Here is a 16,612-nt window from a genome sequence, read left to right as displayed (position 1 = left end):
TTTATTCGAATATAGAATAAACTTGTTTCACACTAATTATAGAATCGAAATGTATGTGTCTCCTCATCAATTAAACTCGCTTCTTGAAACGCTTCTTCTAACGTTTTCCCATGGTTAATAACCCCATAAAATAAGCGTATAGTAAACATAAGTGCTGCATTTCCATCTACATAATCAATCGATCCAATATATGATTTCGCACCACTATGTAAAAAAGATTTTGCTAGATTTTGCTCCCCTAACGTGCACCCGCTATTTACAATATGTGTATTATGCAATTTTGCATATTTATAAATTTCTTCTGTACCAAAATCCCCTCTCGGTTCATCTTGTTCATATACTTCTTCGCCTAACTCTTCCATGACAAACTTCCCTTCTTCACCATGAAAGCAAAAAATAATATAATTAATATTGTTAAATAAGTTCTTTCCAGAAAGAACTTCCACAAAATCTTTCGGTCTACCAATCCAATATGTCACAACCCTTGCACCAAAATATTCAAGAGATGCTCGAATTGATTGCGCTTCTAAATCCGAATTAAAACCAACTACTAATGCAATATTCAACATACAACCCCCATCCTATAATCAGCCCTTATCAATCAGAATTTTATGGGATAAATCCATTTCATATATGCCCGTTTCTTTCAAAAAATCTGATCTAGTTAAAACGACTTTCTGTAAATATTGCCTATATGCTGTAATTGTTCCATCGTGAGATACAATGCAAATTCTTTCAGCACCCAGTTCATAACACCAAAGAAGAAATTCATCTACTATTTGCTGAAAACTATTCTCTGAAATAGTGTTTATACCTTCCTTCCATAACTGATTATTTGAGCTTTTCTCTATCGAAAAATGCGGAAATAACTTTGTTATCATTCCCTGATCTACTATATAATCGCACGGTAATGTTTTCGCTCCTTCTCGATAAGGAAAAATACGTGGGGATACATATGGATGGACTAGTTTTTGACAAGCAACTTTCGCACTCCATATTGTCGCCGTTTGCAAAGTTCTAAGTGTAGGACTAACAATTAATATATCCGTCTCTTGCAATGGCACATTGCATTGAAGTAATTTAGCTTGAGCCTTTCCTACTCTCGTCAATGGTGGGTCAAACACTTGTAAACTTTCTGGTAAATCCGTTGTATGTTCACCTTCACCATGCCGAACAAAAACGATTTTCATCCTCTTCCTCCTCTCTTTATGAAATCCTCTTACATATTTCTTCCCTATCTTATACTTTATTCCTGCTATATGAAAAACTGATATGTAAAACACTTTTTACAAGGGAGAAGTGAATCAAAAAATATGAAATGGATAACCATCTTAATTGGAATGATTATATGGGGATACATAAATGGATTTTTTAGTAGTGATAAAGTGAAACTTTAATCCGTGGGGGTTTTGTTCATCCCCCACGGATTATTAGTTGAACCAATCGGGCTTTTACGGACAGTTGATCCCCACCTAACTTCTTTGCCTCCGCTGAATTTTGAGGTGGGGGTCTTACTGCCCGTTAATGCGGGATAAAACTGCTAATCCTTGGATTACAGATGATGAACGTGAAACAAAAATTAAACAAAAAGCAATTACGGCAAGCTGGTCCGGTGTTTTTATGTTTTGTACCATTAGCCTCTTAAATAAATGGTTAGGTTTAAACACAAACGATAAATCACCGTACTTACCAGACCCTATCGCAGCTGTTTTAAAGGAAAATGTAGAGTTACAAGTTTTACTCATGCTATTTGTTATGTATGGAATATTTTACTTACATTATCGAAGAAAATTAAGTGCCTAACTTCTAACTCATGATTATCCTCCTAAATGGTTATAGTAATTAGGACGAAATGAAAGGAGTGATAGAAAAATGAGTAACTCGAATGAATTTTTAGATACACTACATGAAAAACAAGCAAAAGATGAACAAAATAGAAAGCGCCAAGGGAACGGAAACCCAGCGAAAAAAAAGCCAAATAAAACGCATAAATAACAATAAAAAACTGCCTAAAATGATCTTTTAGGCAGTTTTTTATTGTTATTTCACCGAGATGACATTTTCCCAATTCCATTTCTCATAATACCACGCTGGTACATCTATATTTTCAATCCACTTCTTTTCCTGTTTCCCATCTTTATGAGCAAGCCATACATCCGCTTTCTTACGGTCTGAACGTATCCAAATTAATTGATTACTCTTCTTCATGAAGATCGGGTGGTAATCCCCTTGCTTGTTCTTTTTCTTTGTGATTTGATGCTGTGCATTACTTGTACTATCGACCTCATACAAAGATGGTAGTGGCCTTTTTTCTGGTGGAGTTTCTATCCCTGCCTCCTTTGCTCGTGAAACGATAATTACTCTATCGTTCTTCCATACAAAATCCCAATCAACATATCCTTTCGGCGTAAATATGTTCTGCTGAAGTGCTGGCAATTCCTTTACTTTTAAATGCTTATTTTCTAATGCAACTCTTCCGCTCCCTTCAATATAAGCTAATATATTTTTTGATGGTGCCCATTGAAACCATTGTGCGTTTAGTAACATTTGATCTACTTTTTCAAACCGACTGCCATCTGCACGAACTAAGCAAAGCGTATTACTATCAGCTGACCATGAAGCTGTCGGTACTGCTAAAAATGAAATCCACTTTTGATCTGGTGACCACTTAAAGCCACTTGCTACTAGCGCTAGGAAATCATCATGTTCATTTGGCAATGCATACAAATGCTTCATTTTGTGAGGATTCATATGTGCATCTTTTTGCACTTCATATAGCTGAGCCCCTGTCCATCCTGTTGGAAGTAAGTGCGCTTCAGAGGATACAAGAAAGTTCTTTCCATCGGGGTACCATGCATAATCCCCTACACCAGCCGATACATTTTCAAAATCTGCATTCTTTTTTTCTACATCAAATGTATTTAATGTACCTGTAAATATAAATGCAATTATATTTTCTGTTGGTGACCATTGATAATTCGATGCTTCTGATTGAAACGGCGTAACTTTCTTTCCATCTTTCAGCCGATATAACTCAAGAATATTTTGTTTCTTCCCTTTTACATATGCCAGCCATTCTCCATCATGTGACCACTTTGGCCCTGTTATGTTCTCTCCTTTTGTAAGTTGTTTTTCTTTCCCCTCAACTTTAATCCAAAGGTTATGATGACGAATAAAAGCAACTTTCACACTATTATTTTCTGCGCTAGTAATAGTGATAGAACACAAAAACATAAACAACACTACACTACCACTTACTATTAGCCTTTTCATACCATCACTCCATTTCCCTCATAGCATTCCTCACTTTCTTCCTACAATATGTGAAAAATATCGATTCGACATAATCAGAAAAAATTTCCCAAGAAATTTTCAATTCATAGAGGATTGGTATGAATTATGTCGAAAGTATAGTTTAGCCAACATTTATATTTATAAGTTATAACTAAAATGTAAGATTTTATTTCTGAATATTGGCACTTTTTATTAGGGGGAGTATCAATGAAAAAAACTACATCTACACTATTAAGCATGGCGCTTGTCTTTTCTAGTTTTGGAGCTTTAAGCGCTCATGCTGAATCACTACAAAAGGAGAAGCAATTTAGTCCACAATTAAAAACAACGATTGAACAGTGGGGAGAACATAAAATTGCTCAAAATGTTGAAACGAAAACAACAAAAGAAATATCAGTAATTGTAGAATTGCAACATGCACCTCTCGCTGCTCAAAGTAATATTCAGCATGCTCCAGATTTACAAAATAGTAATGCTCAGTCTTATCATGCTGAGCTAAAAAAAGCACAAGAAGATACGACTAAGAAAATAAAAGAAAAAGCACCTGGTGCAAAAATTAAAGAAGTGTATAATACGTTATTTTCCGGATTCTCTATTTCAGTTCCTGGAGATCAAATTACCTCTCTTGCCTCTTTACCTGAAGTAAAAGCAGTCTATCCGAACTTAACATATAAATTGCATGAAACATCGAAAAGTACTACTAACGAAGAAGCACCAAATATCGGTGGACCGACAATTGGTGCACCTGAAGCGTGGAATTTAAAAGATCCATCTGGCAAACCGCTTGATGGAAAAGGCATGAAAGTAGCCATTATCGACTCTGGCGTAGACTATACACACCCTGACTTAAAGGCAAATTATATCGGTGGATATGACACGGTTGATGAAGATAGCGATCCAATGGATGGTAACGTACATGGTACTCATGTAGCTGGAATTATTGCGGGTAATGGAAAAATTAAAGGCGTTGCTCCAAACGCTTCTATTCTAGCCTATCGTGTAATGAATGACGGTGGAACTGGTACAACAGATGATATTATCCAAGGGATTGAGCGAGCGATTCAAGATGGTGCGGATGTGTTAAACCTCTCCCTTGGGCAAGATTTAAATGTACCTGATCAGCCTGTAACATTAACGTTAGAACGAGCAGCGAAACTTGGTGTTACTACTGTCGTTTCAAATGGAAATGACGGACCAAAACCTTGGTCTGTTGATGCTCCCGGTAACGTAAGTAGTGTCATTTCTGTTGGAGCATCTACGGTTTCTATCCCGTTTCCAACATTCCAAGTAGCTGGTTCCAGCAAAACATATCAAGGGTTACCGTTATCAAAATCCGATTTTCCAATAGGAAATGATTCCCCTCTTGTATATGTTGGTTATGGCAATCCAAGTGATTATGCAAAACAAGATGTGAAAGGGAAATTCGCACTTATTTTACAAGGTACTTCTAGTACATTAGTAAAAGCAGAACAAGCGAAGCAAGCTGGGGCACTTGGTGTGTTATTAATCTCTAACGAAAAAGAAATTAATATGATGACGGAATATTTTTCGCGTGAACATCTGGTTATTCCAGTAATGCAATTATCAAATACAAATGGGGAAGAATTAAAAACTTTAATCACAAAACGAAAGAAAAATATAAAAATTGGACAACCAAAGCAAACAGAACTTATCGGTAACTTTAGTTCAAGAGGACCATCACAAGGAAGTTGGCTAATAAAGCCTGATGTTGTTGCACCTGGAGTACAAATTACTAGTACAGTACCGCGAGGCGGCTATGAATCGCATAACGGAACAAGTATGGCTGCTCCGCAAGTAGCTGGAGCGGTTGCCCTCTTGCGTCAAATGCATCCGGATTGGACGACAGAACAATTGAAAGCGGCTCTTGCTAACAATGCAAAAACATTACATGATGTCAATGAAAATACATACCCTGTTATGGCACAAGGATCTGGTTTAATTAACATTCCGAAAGCAGCTCAAACAAATGTATTAGTAAAACCTAACAATGTCAGCTTTGGTCTTATTAAGCCAAATAGCGGAAAAGTAAAACTGACGCAAAATGTTACATTACAAAACCTTTCTAGTAAAAAGAAAAGTTTTTCAACTCGTGTGGAATTACTAGATGCCAACACAAAAACAAAAGTAAAAGCTTCTGTCCCTTCATCGATTAGCATACAACCGAATAGTAGTACCGAAAAACCATTTACTATCACGGTAGATAGCTCACTACCACAAGGTGTGTATACTGGAAATGTATATGTAAAAGAACAAGGGGCAAAAGAAGAAATTCGAATTCCATTCACATTTAGTATCGATCCTAAAGATTATAAACGTATCGATGGACTTGAAATTATTAATTCTACTTTTAGCCCAAATGGCGACCACGTACTAGATGATAATCTCATCAACTACTATTTAGTTGCGCCTGTGGATGATGTAACATTACATGCAAATTTAGTTACGAAAGAACGTGTAACGTATCAAGGGATTATCCATCAAGCTAAAAATGCAACTCCTGGATGCAAACCTTTCAAATGGAATGGTACAAAAGCAGATGGCACTCCTTTAGCTGACGGGCTATATCAAATCGAAGCAGTTGCTTCTAATTCTGGTGGAGAAACAAAACAAACAGCTGCTGTATTTCTTGATCGAACTGCACCTAAGTTAACACACGAAGTTGACCAAGAAAATCTCGTAATTAGAGGAAAAGTTGATGATATTCTACTAGATTGGATGTCAGAATCTGGTTGGATAGCACCTGGTATTCCAGTGAGAATGCAATATGAAATTAACGGAAATGGTGTATGGGAACAGGCATTCCTGAACCCTTGGGAGAAAAGCTATGACATTTATTTCGATCGCACTCAATTACACGAAGAAAAAAATACTATTCACATTGTAGCAACTGATGCAGCTGGCAATACCTCTAATTTAACTGTTAATTTAGAAGTGAAATAAAGTGAAGCCTTAATCAGTAGAGATTTTGTTCATCCCCACTGATTATTAGCCTTCACCAATCGGGGGTTACGGGCAGTTATTCTCCCACCGAATTTTGAGGTAGGAATTTTACTGCTCATTAACACGGGATAAAAAATTTTTGTTGACAATTTTTTTAATATAGTTTTATAATACAAAACATAGTTTAGTTGAACGAATTATATATCGGCTTTGAAGGAATGCTAGTAGCGACTTATATCACTGTCCCAGAGAACTGATGGTTGGTGCGAATCAGTACATATACAAGCGTGAATTACAATTCTGGAGCTTCTTTCCCGTAATGCTTTTTATGCATGAAGAGAAAGACGGATCTTTCCGTTATCGTAAAGTGAGTGGTAAACAATTAGTTGTTTACAAATAGGGTGGTACCGCGATTTTTATCGTCCCTATCGGATTTTCCGATAGGGACTTTTTTGCATCCATCCTCTTACACAATTTCATATATACGCGTTGAAAGAATCGCAGTAGTATCTTATATCCCTGTTACAGAGAGCTAATGGTCGGTGGAAATTAGCACATATATAAGTATGAATTACAATTCTGGAGCTTCTTTTTCGTAGTGCTTTTATGCATGAAGGAAAAGACGGAATTTTTCCGTTATCATTAATTGAGATGTAAGTATATTTTCACTTACAAATAGGGTGGTACCGCGATTCTTTCGCCCCTATCGGATTTTCCGATAGGGGCTTTTTCTATTTATCACAGAAACATATGTTAAATAATTCCGAATCTTATGATAAAATTTTATAAGCGCTTACAAAAAATGAAAGGGGGTGATACAAGCTATACGAAATCGATATTCATTTTTATTGAAAAAAAGGAGGATGTCTAAATGACAAAGAAAACAGAAATTCCATCGCATTTAAAACCATTTGTATCCACACAACATTATGATCAATACACACCGGTGAATCACGCTGTGTGGCGTTATATTATGAGACAAAATCATAGCTTCTTAAAAGACGTTGCTCATCCAGCCTATGTGAACGGACTACAATCATCTGGTATTAATATAGATGCAATTCCAAAAGTAGAAGAAATGAATGAGTGTTTAGCACCAAGCGGCTGGGGCGCTGTAACAATTGACGGACTTATTCCTGGCGTAGCATTCTTCGATTTTCAAGGACACGGATTACTACCGATTGCAACAGATATCCGGAAAGTAGAAAATATCGAGTACACACCAGCTCCAGATATCGTACATGAAGCCGCAGGACACGCACCGATTTTACTTGATCCTACATATGCAAAATATGTGAAACGTTTTGGGCAAATTGGTGCAAAAGCTTTCTCTACAAAAGAAGAACATGATGCATTTGAAGCTGTTCGTACATTAACGATAGTAAAAGAAAGCCCTACTTCTACTCCTGATGAAGTTAAGGCTGCTGAAAATGCTGTAATTGAAAAACAAAACTTAGTTTCTGGTTTATCGGAAGCTGAACAAATTTCACGTCTTTTCTGGTGGACAGTAGAATATGGATTAATCGGAAATATAGATGCTCCAAAAATATATGGTGCTGGTCTCCTTTCTTCTGTTGGCGAAAGCAAACATTGCTTAACAGACGCTGTAGAAAAGGTTCCATTTTCTATCGAAGCATGTACAGGGACAACTTATGACGTAACAAAAATGCAACCACAACTATTTGTTTGTGAATCCTTTGAAGAATTAACAGAAGCACTTGAGAAATTCTCTGAAACGATGGCCTTTAAAACAGGTGGAAAAGAAGGTTTAGAAAAAGCAATTCGCTCTGAGAACTATGCAACAGCTGAGCTAAATAGTGGATTACAAATTACAGGTACATTTAGCGAGACAATTGAAAACGATGCAGGTGAATTAATTTACATGCGAACAAATTCGCCAACGGCATTAGCGCTTCATAATAAACAGTTAGCGAATCATTCTACTTCTGTACACAGTGACGGATTTGGAACACCGATTGGATTACTTACTGAAAATATTGCATTAGAAAATTGTACAGACGAACAACTACAATCATTAGGAATTAAAATTGGAACTATCGCTGAGTTTACTTTTGCAAGTGGTATTCATGTAAAAGGAACAGTAACAGATATTGTGAAAAATGATAAGAAAATTGCTCTTATTTCCTTTATCGATTGCACAGTTACTTATAACGCCCGCGTTTTATTTGATGCTTCATGGGGCGCATTTGATATGGCTGTTGGCTCACAAATCACTTCAGTATTCCCAGGTGCCGCAGATGCAGCAGCATTTTTCCCAATGGATGAAGAAGTTCAAGAAATTCCTGCTCCGCTTGTACTGAATGAACTCGAGCGTATGTATCAAACAGTTCGAGATATTCGAAGTGAGGGGATTTTACACGACGCGCATATCGATCAATTAGTAGCAATCCAAGAAGTATTAAATAAATTTTATGCGAAAGAATGGTTGCTGCGCCTTGAAGTATTAGAGTTACTTTTAGAGCATAACAAAGGGCATGAAACATCTGCAGCATTACTACATCAACTTTCTACTTTCACAACTGACGAAGCTGTAACACGCCTTATTAACAATGGTCTTGCGTTACTTCCAATAAAGGATGTGAAAAATGATGCTAAGATTAACTGAAGAAGAAGTTCACGAGGAATTATTGAAGGTAGATAAATGGATGGTAAAAGATGAGAAATGGATTGAACGAAAATATATGTTTTCCGACTACTTAAAAGGAGTCGAATTTGTCTCTGAAGCCGCCAAACTATCAGAAGAACATAATCACCATCCATTTATCCTTATCCAGTATAAAGCAGTTATTATTACTTTGTCATCTTGGAATGCAAAAGGTTTAACGAAACTAGATTTTGAGCTTGCAAAACAATTTGATGAACTATTTTTACAAAACGAAAATGCAATTATAAGAAAATAAAAAAGAGAAGCCTTTTTAGGCTTCTCCTTTTATTTGGAAATGGATACAATGTCCAAATGGATCCTCGACTTGTAATATTCCATCTTTGTACGTAGCAATCTTACCAATATTTTTTAAGCTTTCACATACTTGCTCTTTTTGTTTTTCATCCGCTAATACAATTGTGAAATATTTCAAACCAACAGAACCTGGCATTTGCGGTGGTACCCCTTCACCTTGCCATGTATTTAAACCGATATGGTGATGATAGCCACCTGCTGATACGAACAACGCTCCATTACGAGCTGGGATTGTTACTTCAAAACCAAGACCATCAACATAGAAACGCTTCGCTTCCTCTAAATCAGCTACATGGAAATGAATATGCCCCATCACAGTACCAGCTGGAAATCCACTCCATGTACTTCCTTGCTGCAATAATTCTTCACCAGCTAACGGGTTACTAACAAATGGGAGCTCTCCATTCTCATCACGCCAAACTTCTTTTTGTCGATCATGATAAATTTCAATCCCGTTTCCATCTGGATCAGCTAAATAAAGAGCTTCACTAAAGTAATGATCGGCCCCGCCATGTAGTGGATATACCATTTCTACAAGATGACGAAGAACATTCGCTAAATCCTGCCTACTTGGTAATAAAATTGCGTAATGATATAACCCTGTTCTTCCTCTTTGCTTCGGAAAAGCTTCTTTCTTTTCTTCAATGATAAGAAGTGGTTCATCATTTTCATTCCCAAATGTAACGACTGCTTTTTCTTCTTTTAGCACCTTCATACTTAGTACTTCCGTATAAAACTCTAGTGATTTCTTTACATTAGATACGTATAAATGAACAACATCCAGTGTTGTATCGGGATGAAGTTGAAAACTCATCTTGTTAGCCCCCCATTTAAATTAGTTCTTCTTTGACATTTTTTCTTTTAAGAAATTATCTACAAAACCATCAGCTTTTGCAACAAATAAGTATGCACCCATTGCTAATAATGCAAGTTCTAATTCGAAACCAGGATTTTTTCCATCTCCCAATAAACCAGCTGACCATTTCACTTTTACGATTGCTCCAACCATAACAAGTGCAAATAATAATCCAATATATCTTACACCTAAACCTAGAATTAATAATAGGCCTCCAACTAATTCAAATGTTGCTACACCGTATGCAAGTCCTCCTGGTAAACCAATGCTTGTAAACCACCCTGCAATATTGTCAATTCCTGATTGGAATTTTGTTAAACCGTGCATGAAGAATGTTACCCCTAACACGATACGAATAATTAAGTTACCAATATGTTGATTCATTTCTTTCTCTCCTTTATAGTTTTATTATACAAAACTTTTATTTACATTACAAAACATACACTAATTTTTTTTATTCGTCAATTCATTTTCACTGGGAAAAAATATATTTTTTTTGCTATGATACAAATAGTTGTTTACAAAAAGGAGCTTGATTTTATGAATATTGGTTCTGCAATACGTGAAATTCGTCAACGTAGGGGCATAACAATCGCACAAATTTGTGAGGGAACAGGTCTTTCTAAAGGATTTATGAGTCAGGTTGAAAATAATAAAACATCACCATCTATCTCAACTTTAGAAACGATCTCCAATTTTTTAAACGTTCCCCTTCCCTATTTATTGTTAGAGCAAAAAGATCGATTAAAAATTGTCAAAAAAGAAGAACGGAAATACAGTGTATACGGCAAAGATGAGCAAAGAATTGAACATGTTGCGGAGCAAGGGGGCCTTCGCCTATCTTTAGTAGAAATCCCTACTGGATTCCCGAAAGAAAACTCACCAAATGCCCATGAAGGGGAAGAATGTCACCTTGTATTACGCGGAAAACTAGAAGTTCAGCACGGTGAAGATATTGCAATTGTAGAAGAAGGTGATTCTTTCTCATGGAATGCATGCGTTCCTCATATTGTTCGTAATATAGGAGAAGAAACTGCATTACTACTCATCTCTAGTTATGCGGAAAATCGAAAACGTGTTTACTAAATAATAAAAAAGAAGCCTGCTAAACAGGCTTCTTTTTTATCCCCTTATAATTCCATAACTTGTCCCCACTAGTACAGTCTTTTCGTGTTGATTGCGATAAACTGACTCGATTGAAACTTTTTTATAGCCTTCCATTTGCTCAACATTTGTTAAAGTTAATTCACAAGTGATTGTATCTCCTGTGAAAACTGGTCTAATAAACTCACTTACTAATTCTCTTGCTATGTAATGTAATTCTTCGCCTACTTTCGTTCCAATGCTAGCAGTCAATAAACCATGGACCATTAATCTTCCATTTTCATCATATTCAACATGGTGTCTACCTTTATCTCCGGTAATATTTGCAAATTCAAACACCTCTTCCTCAGTAAATCTTCTTTCATATTTAAATACATCCCCAACTTTTATACTCATTTTTATCCCCCTAATAATAAACAGAATTTTCTTTTATTTTATCATAAAATGTGCCTCAATCCATTCTCTATTATCAAATCCTCAAAATTACCTCGCTAAACTTTTACTTTTCATTCATTTATCGGTGACCATCTCTTTTCGCGACTTGATATCCATAATACGCACATGTTCCATTTCTCGATAGCTCTCTAACTTCAAATCCACAGCTTCTATAAAAATCAAAATTGTTCGCAGAAGTATGTGCAAACCAGTCACCATGTGGTAGCTTTTGCAAACAAAGAGCGACAAGTTTCTTACCTAATCCCTTCCCTCTATATTCACATTTCACAACTAAATTTACTATGTTCGCGACCATGATTCCATCAGAAATGACTCTAACCATGGCAATCATCTCTTCTTCATCCCAAATTGTGAATGCCCATGTTGAATTTTCAAATGCTATCGTGAATTTTTCAATTTGCCAAGAAGGGATATTATCATTGCTCCAACCGGCATCTTCGAATAAAGTCTTAATTGCATATGCAGGTACACCATTCGTCCCCTCACGAATAATAAGTCCATTATGATAAATGTACATGTAATCCCCCCTTTATTTTTATATACCATTCTTCAAAAAATGCAATTAACCTTTTTTCATCCAACGCGCCTAATGGAATAAACAAGAACATCCATCCCATGAAATGAAGTTGTTTTCTCATAACTAAGCCCCGTTTTTCTAGCAACAAAGATTGAGGCGGGGTGGTCCGGATTAATAAGAGAAATCAATTTATTCATTCGTAACGCTTGGAAGCCATAGTCTCGAAATGCTGCCGCTGCTTCTCTCGCATAGCCTTTTCCCCAATACTGAGGTAATAACCAATAACCAATTTCAATTTCCTCTTTTCCATCTATCTGCTGCTTTACTAATCCTGCATGACCAATCCGTATCCCCGTTTCCTTTTCAATTAATACAAATAAACCGAGGCCGTTTTTATAGCTAGGAATTACCCACTCTTCCAAACTTTTTTTACATTGCATATATGTTTTTAAATTCCCATTTCCAATATAGCGCATTACTTTTTCGTTTCCCCATAGTGAAGCGTAGAACTGTAAATCATCCATTGTATATTTACGAATTTGTAAACGGTCTGTATGAAACATTCCTTCACTCCTTTCTACTAATTTCTTCTTAATTTCACAATCATATTTTGTATGCACAATAAGTGTTACCATTTATTATAAATGAACCAACCACATAACACAGAATATTCAATCTTATAGAAACAAAAAAAGCAGTAGACAAATATTGTCCACTGCATCCATATCATAACTAGCATAAAGAAAACTACAATTGAGGGGGGTGTAGGATTTTCAAATATACTAGATACTTATCCCGTTCTAACGGGCGGTAAACTTTCCAATTGTTTCAAGTGAAAAGTTTACCGCACATAAGAACTTCCTTCGTTCATTAAGATAGTATTGCTAAATAATCATATACACGCTTAGATTTCTCTCCACCCATTCGTGCATGTTGAAGAAGAGAAATACCATGAGGACCAGATGCGCGCAATGCTTCTGGTTGAGCTACTAAAATAGCTTGTACAACTTCTAATTCACCAAGCATAGCTGCTGCAAAAATATCCATCCGAGCACCCTTTTCTAGTAAATAAAGAGCAATATCTTTACGACCTACATGTGCCGATGCGCCTAACGCACTTTCCCAATCTGATCCACCCCAATTATAAGAGGCGTGAAGTAAGCTTGGTGATTCAACCAATAGCTCTTGTACTTTCTCTAAATCCCCGTGAGCTGCCATAACAAATTCTCTTACTAATTCAATGGTAATACGCTCTTCTGTTTGCATCGCTCTTCTCCCCTTTTAGAAATTCGTTTCGGTGTAAAAAAAGGCTTGTCACTTCCCTGAAAAATATCTACATCTATGCCAAATACATGTTGAAACATTTCATGGCATAGTACTTCTTCTGGTATACCATCATACTGAATTTTTCCTCGCTTTAATACAAGTAAACGATCGCTATATTGAGCAGCTTGGTTAATGTCATGTAAAACCATTATAATTGTCATTCCAAACTCCTCATTTAATCGTTTCACAAGTTCCATTACTTCCAACTGGTGAACGATATCTAAAAAGGTTGTTGGTTCATCCAATAATAAGACATTTGTACGTTGCGCTAGCGTCATCGCAATCCAAGCACGTTGCCGTTCCCCTCCTGATAAAGAATGTAAAAGACGATATTCATACCCTTCAAGATTTGTAACAGACAATGCCCAATCAACAATTTCTTCATCTTCTTTATTTAAGTGGCTACTCCATGATTTATGTGGACCTCTTCCGAACTCAATTAGTTCTTTCACTGTTAAATCTAATTGATGATCATGCATTTGTGGTAACATTGCTAATTGCTTCGCTACATCAGCACTCTTCATCATATGAATATTTTTTCCATCTAAAATGATGTCCCCTTCGCTTTGTTTCAGTAGCCTTGCTATTAAACGAAGCAAAGTAGATTTTCCCGATCCATTCGGACCAATTAAACTAACGATTTCTCCAGCCTTAATATGTACATTCATATTTTGCATTTGAAATCTTTCAGAGTGTGCGTAAAACACTTTGTTAACGGAAATCACTTTGTTTTCCTCCTCTATGAATTAAATATAAGAAGAACGGACCACCTAAGAAGGACAGTAAAATACCAACAGGCAATTCGATTGGGTCAAACCAACTTCGAGCTATTGCATCCGCAAAAACAAGTAATACCCCGCCGCCAAGGCATGATAAAGGTAGCAAATATCTATAATCATTTCCAACTAATAAACGTAGCATATGTGGTACGACAAGACCGACAAATCCAATAAGACCAGACACACTTACTGCAATTCCAGCTAATAATGTACTTACTACGATTAAATAAAACCGACTTTTTTCCACGTTATGTCCTAATAACTTTGCCATTTCATCTCCAAGCATTAACACTCGAATATGCTTAATACCAAAGAAAGCTAATATAATGGCGAATATTGCATAATAAATAATCATATTTAAATGTGCCCAACTTACACCACCAATACCACCCGCTAGCCACGGTAACACCGATTGTACTTTGTCACTATGTAATAACATTAATGCTGACGTTGCTGCACCAATTAATGCATTGATCGACACCCCTACTAAGACGATTCTTGAAGGTGGTGCCCCTTTTTGCCATGATAAAGCATAAATAACCATCGCTGTTATGAAAGCTCCTAAAAACGCCCCTAGTGGTAAAAAAGCTAGATGCTGTGGGAATAAAATCATGATGACAATTGCTACAAGGCCTGCCCCAGATGAAACTCCGATAATACCAGGATCTGCAAGAGGGTTTCTCATAACTCCTTGTAGCAGTGTACCAGATGCAGCTAAACATGTTCCTACTATAAACCCAATGAGCACTCTCGGTATGCGAAGATCCCATACAATTCGATGAACTGTCGAACCTTCATCTTGTATACCCGTTAGAATATCTCGTACAGAAAAGGATAAACTTCCTGCGAAAAGACCGTAAAAGAGACCTAGGATTGTTAATACAACTAAAGTAACTGCTATTATCCATCTTTTTTTCGCAAAAGGATGTTCCTTTTCTCTTACTACTTCACTACTTTCCATAGTATCATTTCCTTACATCTTGTATACTTTTATACATAAAGTCCATTGCTTCTGTAACTTTTGTACCAGGATTAGATCCAAATAAATCAGGTGGCAAAATAACTACGCGGTTTTGTTTTACTGCCTCTAAATTTTTCCACGCTTCATTTTTCATCATTTCGCCTTCGAATGCTTTTTTCACACTTTTTGGATCTCCGTGTGTAATTAAATAAATCACATCTGGATTCGCCTCAATAATACGTTCTACACTTAGCTGTGCATATTGCGGATATGCTTTCGTTTCTGGAAAATCAGAAGCAATATTTTTTCCGCCTGTTTTTTCTAAAATATCACCTGATAAAGATGTTGGTAATGCCGCTAAATAAGTTCCTGGTGCGCCATACACTAGCAATGCTTTCGCATCGCTCTTTTTCTCATATTTCTTCATTTGATCATTCATTTTTTGATTAATTTCTTTTGCTTTATCTTCTTTCTTCATTACCGTTCCATATAATTCAATATTTTTTTGAATATCTTGTACAGAATTCGCAGAAGAAATGATAACTTGCGTTCCTTGTCCTTCAACCGTTGGCACATTCTTTTGGAATCCATTGTTAGCAACAAGTGCATCGGGCTTTAAACTAGCAATTTGCTCAAAATTCGGTTGATGTGCATTCCCAATTACTTGTGCTTTCTTTAGCTCATCTGGAAGAGTTAATTTCGTATCCGGGCGACCTACTATTTTTCCACCTAAAGCATGAATAATATCCATGTCCCCCATACTTAATGTTGCAAAACTTTCTGGCACTTTATCGAATGTTACCTTTCTTCCTGATAGGTCGGTAATTTCGATTTTCTCTTTTCCTTTTTCTGTTTTGGTTGCAGACGCTTTTTCGTCCCCTTTGGCACTGCAACCTATTAACAAGAAAAAAATAGATAAAATCGCTGTAAATAGCGTAATAGATTTTTTCATTCCTTCACCTCTAATTGATAATGATAATCATTAACTACTATTCTACTTTAATTGATAAGGATTATCATTGTCAACACGAAACGCATATATTTTCCTACAAAAAAACAAAAAGCGCGACAAAAAGATTTTTTCTTTTCGCTGCGCTCTAGTTAACAATATTATTCACATTCATTTTCCTCTAGCTGGTCACGCATCACTTTCACACGCTGAAAGAAAAAGAACGATAAGCTTAAAAATATAACGATGCTCCCCATCATAACAAAAAATTGGATTGTCTCTTTTGCTCCACTCGGAATCAATAAGCCAACCATTAACAATGTACTTACAGCGAGAAGCATTTGTCCAAACCGAGTATAATCTTCTATTTTTCCTTTTAATTCTTTCATTATATTCTCACTCCTCCATTTCACTGTATCATATTCTATG

19 protein-coding genes and 2 other annotated features are annotated in these 16,612 nt (G+C 36.3%); of the genes, 6 read left to right on the top strand and 13 right to left on the bottom strand.

All coding sequences use genetic code 11. The features are described 5' to 3' along the window. Positions 1–32 precede the first annotated feature (32 nt). Entirely contained in the window at positions 33–569 is a 537-nt protein-coding gene (locus AB6801_RS08670; protein WP_000931928.1) for a hypothetical protein, read from the bottom strand. Between the two features lie 18 nt (positions 570–587). Next, complete coding sequence (locus AB6801_RS08665) at positions 588–1,190, bottom strand: histidine phosphatase family protein (RefSeq protein ID WP_000706245.1); 603 nt, start codon at positions 1,188–1,190, stop codon at positions 588–590. A 334-nt stretch (positions 1,191–1,524) separates the two neighbouring features. Here AB6801_RS08665 and AB6801_RS08660 point away from each other — a divergent pair, with 334 nt between their 5' ends. Beyond that, the gene (locus tag AB6801_RS08660; protein ID WP_370941060.1) at positions 1,525–1,803 is read left to right on the top strand and encodes a phosphoglycerate mutase; all 279 of its coding nucleotides are present in this window, start codon (positions 1,525–1,527) and stop codon (positions 1,801–1,803) included. 69 nt (positions 1,804–1,872) lie between these two features. After that, positions 1,873–1,995 (top strand): DUF4023 domain-containing protein, encoded by a 123-nt coding sequence (locus AB6801_RS08655; protein ID WP_000071866.1) that lies wholly within the window; start codon positions 1,873–1,875, stop codon positions 1,993–1,995. Between the two features lie 45 nt (positions 1,996–2,040). On the opposite strand, the gene AB6801_RS08650 is transcribed toward AB6801_RS08655, so the two are convergent. Further along, entirely contained in the window at positions 2,041–3,273 is a 1,233-nt protein-coding gene (locus tag AB6801_RS08650) for a TolB family protein (RefSeq protein ID WP_098567450.1), read from the bottom strand. Between the two features lie 228 nt (positions 3,274–3,501). Between AB6801_RS08650 and AB6801_RS08645 the strand changes: the two genes are divergently transcribed. The 3 genes from AB6801_RS08645 (at position 3,502) to AB6801_RS08635 (ending at position 9,176) form a co-directional block, all read left to right on the top strand. Next, positions 3,502–6,255 carry a S8 family peptidase gene (locus AB6801_RS08645; RefSeq protein ID WP_370941059.1) on the top strand — a complete coding sequence of 918 codons (2,754 nt, stop codon included), beginning with the start codon at positions 3,502–3,504 and terminating at the stop codon, positions 6,253–6,255. Positions 6,256–6,456: 201 nt separating this feature from the next. After that, positions 6,457–6,685, top strand: a binding site (T-box leader). A 50-nt stretch (positions 6,686–6,735) separates the two neighbouring features. Beyond that, positions 6,736–6,963: a binding site (T-box leader), on the top strand. A 163-nt stretch (positions 6,964–7,126) separates the two neighbouring features. After that, complete coding sequence (locus AB6801_RS08640; protein ID WP_098279419.1) at positions 7,127–8,881, top strand: aromatic amino acid hydroxylase; 1,755 nt, start codon at positions 7,127–7,129, stop codon at positions 8,879–8,881. Then, positions 8,862–9,176, top strand: a complete 315-nt coding sequence (locus tag AB6801_RS08635; protein ID WP_000979538.1) for a 4a-hydroxytetrahydrobiopterin dehydratase — start codon at positions 8,862–8,864, stop codon at positions 9,174–9,176. The genes AB6801_RS08640 and AB6801_RS08635 overlap by 20 nt, the downstream gene beginning before the upstream one ends. Before the next feature lie 15 nt (positions 9,177–9,191). Here the strand turns inward: AB6801_RS08635 and AB6801_RS08630 are convergent, their stop codons facing one another. Next, complete coding sequence (locus AB6801_RS08630) at positions 9,192–10,049, bottom strand: VOC family protein (protein ID WP_000009844.1); 858 nt, start codon at positions 10,047–10,049, stop codon at positions 9,192–9,194. Between the two features lie 21 nt (positions 10,050–10,070). Next, entirely contained in the window at positions 10,071–10,475 is a 405-nt protein-coding gene (locus tag AB6801_RS08625; RefSeq protein ID WP_001071553.1) for a DoxX family protein, read from the bottom strand. A 156-nt stretch (positions 10,476–10,631) separates the two neighbouring features. Between AB6801_RS08625 and AB6801_RS08620 the strand changes: the two genes are divergently transcribed. Further along, complete coding sequence (locus tag AB6801_RS08620; RefSeq protein WP_001020693.1) at positions 10,632–11,177, top strand: helix-turn-helix domain-containing protein; 546 nt, start codon at positions 10,632–10,634, stop codon at positions 11,175–11,177. A 36-nt stretch (positions 11,178–11,213) separates the two neighbouring features. On the opposite strand, the gene AB6801_RS08615 is transcribed toward AB6801_RS08620, so the two are convergent. From AB6801_RS08615 to AB6801_RS08580, 8 genes are all read right to left on the bottom strand, one after another. Further along, complete coding sequence (locus AB6801_RS08615; RefSeq protein WP_000025015.1) at positions 11,214–11,591, bottom strand: hotdog family protein; 378 nt, start codon at positions 11,589–11,591, stop codon at positions 11,214–11,216. A 118-nt stretch (positions 11,592–11,709) separates the two neighbouring features. Continuing rightward, positions 11,710–12,168 (bottom strand): GNAT family N-acetyltransferase, encoded by a 459-nt coding sequence (locus AB6801_RS08610; protein WP_000276114.1) that lies wholly within the window; start codon positions 12,166–12,168, stop codon positions 11,710–11,712. A gap of 56 nt (positions 12,169–12,224) precedes the next feature. Then, complete coding sequence (locus tag AB6801_RS08605; protein WP_000258037.1) at positions 12,225–12,803, bottom strand: GNAT family N-acetyltransferase; 579 nt, start codon at positions 12,801–12,803, stop codon at positions 12,225–12,227. Between the two features lie 235 nt (positions 12,804–13,038). Next, complete coding sequence (locus tag AB6801_RS08600) at positions 13,039–13,434, bottom strand: ankyrin repeat domain-containing protein (RefSeq protein WP_001192763.1); 396 nt, start codon at positions 13,432–13,434, stop codon at positions 13,039–13,041. Next, the gene (locus AB6801_RS08595) at positions 13,401–14,219 is read right to left on the bottom strand and encodes an ABC transporter ATP-binding protein (RefSeq protein WP_000626525.1); all 819 of its coding nucleotides are present in this window, start codon (positions 14,217–14,219) and stop codon (positions 13,401–13,403) included. Before AB6801_RS08595 ends, AB6801_RS08600 begins: the two co-directional genes overlap by 34 nt. Next, entirely contained in the window at positions 14,206–15,234 is a 1,029-nt protein-coding gene (locus tag AB6801_RS08590) for a FecCD family ABC transporter permease (RefSeq protein ID WP_002000971.1), read from the bottom strand. Before AB6801_RS08590 ends, AB6801_RS08595 begins: the two co-directional genes overlap by 14 nt. 4 nt (positions 15,235–15,238) lie before the next feature. Further along, positions 15,239–16,186, bottom strand: a complete 948-nt coding sequence (locus AB6801_RS08585; protein ID WP_370941058.1) for an ABC transporter substrate-binding protein — start codon at positions 16,184–16,186, stop codon at positions 15,239–15,241. Positions 16,187–16,344: 158 nt separating this feature from the next. After that, a complete protein-coding gene (locus tag AB6801_RS08580) occupies positions 16,345–16,572 on the bottom strand; it encodes a YrhC family protein (protein ID WP_000661265.1) in 228 nt (75 codons plus the stop codon). Positions 16,573–16,612 lie beyond the last annotated feature (40 nt).

Origin of the sequence: Bacillus sp. RCC_6_1, from assembly GCF_041360755.1 — a bacterium.
GTDB lineage: Bacteria > Bacillota > Bacilli > Bacillales > Bacillaceae_G > Bacillus_A > Bacillus_A cereus.
Note: the sequence above shows the minus strand (reverse complement) of the source record. Positions and strands in the feature narration are given on the sequence as shown.